The organism is Acetivibrio mesophilus, assembly GCF_004102745.1.
Taxonomy (GTDB): Bacteria; Bacillota; Clostridia; order Acetivibrionales; family Acetivibrionaceae; genus Hungateiclostridium; species Hungateiclostridium mesophilum.
Genome location: NZ_RLII01000060.1, coordinates 1 through 3,799, shown reverse-complemented (window position 1 = coordinate 3,799; position 3,799 = coordinate 1). Strand labels below are relative to the sequence as shown.

At 42.5% G+C, this 3,799-nt stretch carries 5 protein-coding genes; all 5 read right to left on the bottom strand.

The features are described 5' to 3' along the window. Positions 1-55: 55 nt before the first annotated feature. Positions 56-2,209 (bottom strand): phage/plasmid primase, P4 family, encoded by a 2,154-nt coding sequence (locus EFD62_RS17050; RefSeq protein ID WP_235832703.1) that lies wholly within the window; start codon positions 2,207-2,209, stop codon positions 56-58. 130 nt (positions 2,210-2,339) lie between these two features. Beyond that, complete coding sequence (locus EFD62_RS17825; protein WP_003513997.1) at positions 2,340-2,477, bottom strand: hypothetical protein; 138 nt, start codon at positions 2,475-2,477, stop codon at positions 2,340-2,342. Continuing rightward, positions 2,470-2,859 carry a hypothetical protein gene (locus EFD62_RS17045; protein ID WP_128706568.1) on the bottom strand — a complete coding sequence of 130 codons (390 nt, stop codon included), beginning with the start codon at positions 2,857-2,859 and terminating at the stop codon, positions 2,470-2,472. The genes EFD62_RS17825 and EFD62_RS17045 overlap by 8 nt, the downstream gene beginning before the upstream one ends. A 121-nt stretch (positions 2,860-2,980) precedes the next feature. Then, positions 2,981-3,334, bottom strand: coding sequence for a hypothetical protein (locus tag EFD62_RS17040; protein WP_128706565.1), 354 nt, complete (start codon positions 3,332-3,334; stop codon positions 2,981-2,983). Next, the coding region (locus EFD62_RS17910) for a hypothetical protein (RefSeq protein ID WP_206659765.1) at positions 3,331-3,799 on the bottom strand (469 nt) is incomplete at its 5' end. The genes EFD62_RS17910 and EFD62_RS17040, both read right to left, overlap by 4 nt.

Genomic DNA, 3,799 nt, shown 5'->3' with positions numbered 1-3,799 from the left:
AAAATATATATAAAAATTTACGGAATTGACGTCAGAAGCCGTCAGTCGTCAGTAATCACAAAAGTATCCCCTCATCCGCAAGACCAATGCCATGCCAGTCCCTGCTGCCATTGGCTCCGCTGCGTTTTACAGCAAAGCCGCGCTCCGTCATTTTTGCATTAAATAGCTTTTGTCCAAGTGGATAATCCCCATTCTCCCGGCACCATGTTTCATAAGCATACCTGATGCTTCTATTGGAAACTTTCCTGCCCTCCTCCACAATGCAGCATTCCTCTATAAAACTTGAGAAGGTATCCATTTCCTCCCGGTAACCTTCTGTAGCTTCTTTGACTTCATCAGGCATTTCAAGTCCTTCCTTCTGCCAAAGAAGGCAGCCCTCTACTGCCCATGACAATATGCCGGGCAGCTCCTCTCTCAGCTTAGCCGGTAACTGCTTATCCTTTTTGTCCTCTGGAATGGTAACGGTAAAGGGAATCAGCTTAATGCGCCGCCATATGCTGTGACTGGTATCTCTTATGACAGGTCTGTGGTTTACTACGAGAAACGGTGTGAACTGTGGCTGGAAATCAAAGTATTCTCCATAAAGGAACCTTGCTGTGATTCTGTCTCCGCCTGTGAAGCTTTTAATCAATGCCTCAGAGAGCCTTTGTCCCTCATTTATTTCTATGGCAGTTACAAGCCTTGCTCCCTGTAATCTCGCAATATCATTTCCTATCGCTTCTATCCTTTTTGCCATAAAGGTTTCGGACGGAGTATTTCTTGCATAGTCTCCCAACAGGTCAGAGATGGTGTTTAGAAATGTGCTCTTTCCGTTTGCTCCTGTTCCATAAAGGACAAATAGGGCCTGCTCTGAAATATCCCCGCTTAATGACGAGCCTACAGCCTTTTGAAGGTATCTTACAAGCTCGTTGCTTCCTCCCGTAATGGTATTCAGAAACTCAATCCATCTGGGAGCCTTGCTTTCTGGGTTATATTCAACAGGACAGATTTTGCTCATATAGTACTCCCGCTTATGAGGGAAAAGTTCTCCTGTCTTTAGGTCTACCACACCATTTTTACAGTTCAGCTTCCATATATCTGCATCCAGCTCATCAGGGTTTATTATCAAGCCTTCAAGGTTTGAAGCCACATCGATCATGGCTTTAAGCCTGCCTGCGTTTTCAGACTGCATGGCATGGCGCACCAGTTCTTTTCTTGCAGCCTCATCCTCTATCCGACTTGCTTCTGTGAGCATATCTCTTGCTGTTCTAATAGCAAACTGCGTAAGTTCTCCGGTTTCTTTCCTCCAGCAACAGCCGTCATATACCAGCCAGTACTTGAAAGCTGGACAATACCTAATGATTTCACCAAACCTGTCACGCAGCCTTTCTGCATTCCCGCTGTCTGTCCTGTGGTAATACTTTTTCACCGGGTGATTTGGCTGATATCGGCTGACACTGTGCGCTATCTTTCTAACTTCCGCTTCATCAAGCGGAGGATTGCACCTTGCGTTGTTTTCTGCGAGCAATGCCGCATAGATGCCCTCTTCTGTCATTCCTCTTGCCCTCATGGTTCCGGCAAGGCTTGTCAGGGTACTGTTTCGGCTGCCTTCCTTAATCTCGGCTGCAATACTGCTACCTTCAAAGGGTGTAAGCAATACTTCCACCCTTTCCATGAGCTTTAATAACCATGCTGGAGCTTCTGCCGGGGTTCTGTCAAAGGGAGAATGTCCTTCTAACCATTGGTACTGATTACCGCTTACATGAATGCTTGGAGCCACGACAATCAGTCCACCTGTTGAACGCGTATCAAGTCCCGGTGCAAACTTTGTTTTATTAGGAATGCTCCTGCCTTGGGGGTATTTAAAGATATAGTGCCGACCTCCACTTCCTGTAACAGCAGTAACCGTATCCGGAAGTTTTCCATGTGTTGATTCAAGAGCCGATAGAGTTTCATCACCACCATCATCCACATCAAGTACCAGCCAGCCGGACTTCTCTCCTGTAGGAATGCCAATATTGGCATTAGGTGTTTTCGTCCACCATTTCTTTATTTGCTCAACATCAGTAGTGGAATTCTTGTACCAGCCGGTATATAGCGGATGCTTTCCCTTGCTGTCGCATTGTTGTCCCTTCTTGCAGGAGCAGGAGCCATCCTCACAAATCCAGTGCAGAGGTATAACCGGGATATTGGCTTCTGCATATTTTAATGCTGCGTCCATCATTGTCACTTTCAAATTCTCACCTCCTGTCGTGCTGGAAATAAATTGAGCCTGACAAATAGTTTTTAAGACTATCTGCCAGGCTCTATAGGTGAGTCATTCGCTCCCTTTGCGGCTCTATGCCAGATTTATTCACTTTTCACCCCGCCTTTTTCTCCAGCTTTACTTCAAAAACCTTTCTGCATACCGGGCATTTGATTTCAACATCTGCATAATCGGCGTCAAATACCCTGTGATTGCAGTGAGGGCAGCGGACAATGTACTTTTTCTTACTCATTTGCCTTTACCTCCGGCTTCTTTAGCTTCATGAGTCTTGCCATCTTCATCATCACAGGCTCTAATATCTCTCCAACCATGTAATGAACCGTTGGTGAATAATTCTCCTTTGTTTCGTCAAACAACTTGGAAATAAGGTCGTAGAGATTCTTTATGTCCTCTTCTGTGGCATCTGCTGTACTGATTTCAATGAAAATCTTGGTACCGTCACGCCTGGCAATATGGTCGCTCACATACTTCTCCAGAGCGTATCTTGCTATGCTTGATGTGGTAACGCTTGCTTCCGGCATCTGTGCTTGAAGCTCACCAATAATCGCATCCAATTCATCCGACTGCTTTTGTGTAAGCCTTACCCGTAACATACTATCCTTTTCTGTAGACATCATTGCACCTCATATGTCATTTTAGTTTTATTGTATTACATTGTATTATTTTTTGTTAAGTATAGATAAAGAAAAAGGCCACATTAGCCAGAACTGTGTGACCTCTTTTAATCTGTAACTATTACAGTATATCTTTTTTAGCTAAATCAAGTGCAACAGCCAGCTTTATTTGCTCTACCTTGCTCATTCCATGCTTGAAATCGTTAATACTACTGATTTCTATGATTGGTTTTTCATCTTGACTATATCGACTTATTTCAATTGTGGCAATGGTATCAAGGTCGACAAGTATTGTATACAAATCTTCACCTTGTTCTGGAATATGCCTAATAATATACGCTGTCTTCATTTCAGGAAAACTTGTTTTTAAGACTTGAACTAATCCCCTGTATGAATTTTTATTAAATAACAGATTATGCGATTTTATTAGAGAATCTCTAAAGTCTTCTTCAGTTTTACTACCAACTAATCTCATTTAATCACCCCTGGAAAAGTTGTTACTAAGTTACCATATTTATCGGTTAAAATAGTCATTATCGATGTAGGTTGGAAATTATTAAATTTATCTATGCCTATATTATACCCTACATCAATTTCACGAACATACCTAATTCCATCTGCACTATCCAACGTTCTTGTAACAGGTGTTTTAACAATGTCGTTACTTTGAAGCAATGATTTTAGTTCATCTTGCGTTATCGTAAATTGTGACTTATTCTTTGATGAAAAATGCTCTTTTACCACGTGCTTCCATCCATCATTACTTATATTAATTCTTGACTGAACACGTCCTGGTACTTGTATAGTCTTACTCGTTCCCTCTGTCATTTTAGCAAACTTTTCGTAATTCCGGTTGAAACTATCAAAACCACTACTAGCCTTAAATACTCCACTGGCACTACCTTCTGCAGCAAGCATCAATTCACCAACACCAGCTGCC

Excerpts from the sequence above, each read along its gene's own strand:
- EFD62_RS17825 (WP_003513997.1), bottom strand. The coding sequence starts at position 2,477 with ATGAGTAAGAAAAAGTACATTGTCCGCTGCCCTCACTGCAATCACAGG.
- EFD62_RS17045 (WP_128706568.1), bottom strand. The coding sequence starts at position 2,859 with ATGTCTACAGAAAAGGATAGTATGTTACGGGTAAGGCTTACACAAAAG.
- EFD62_RS17040 (WP_128706565.1), bottom strand. The coding sequence starts at position 3,334 with ATGAGATTAGTTGGTAGTAAAACTGAAGAAGACTTTAGAGATTCTCTA.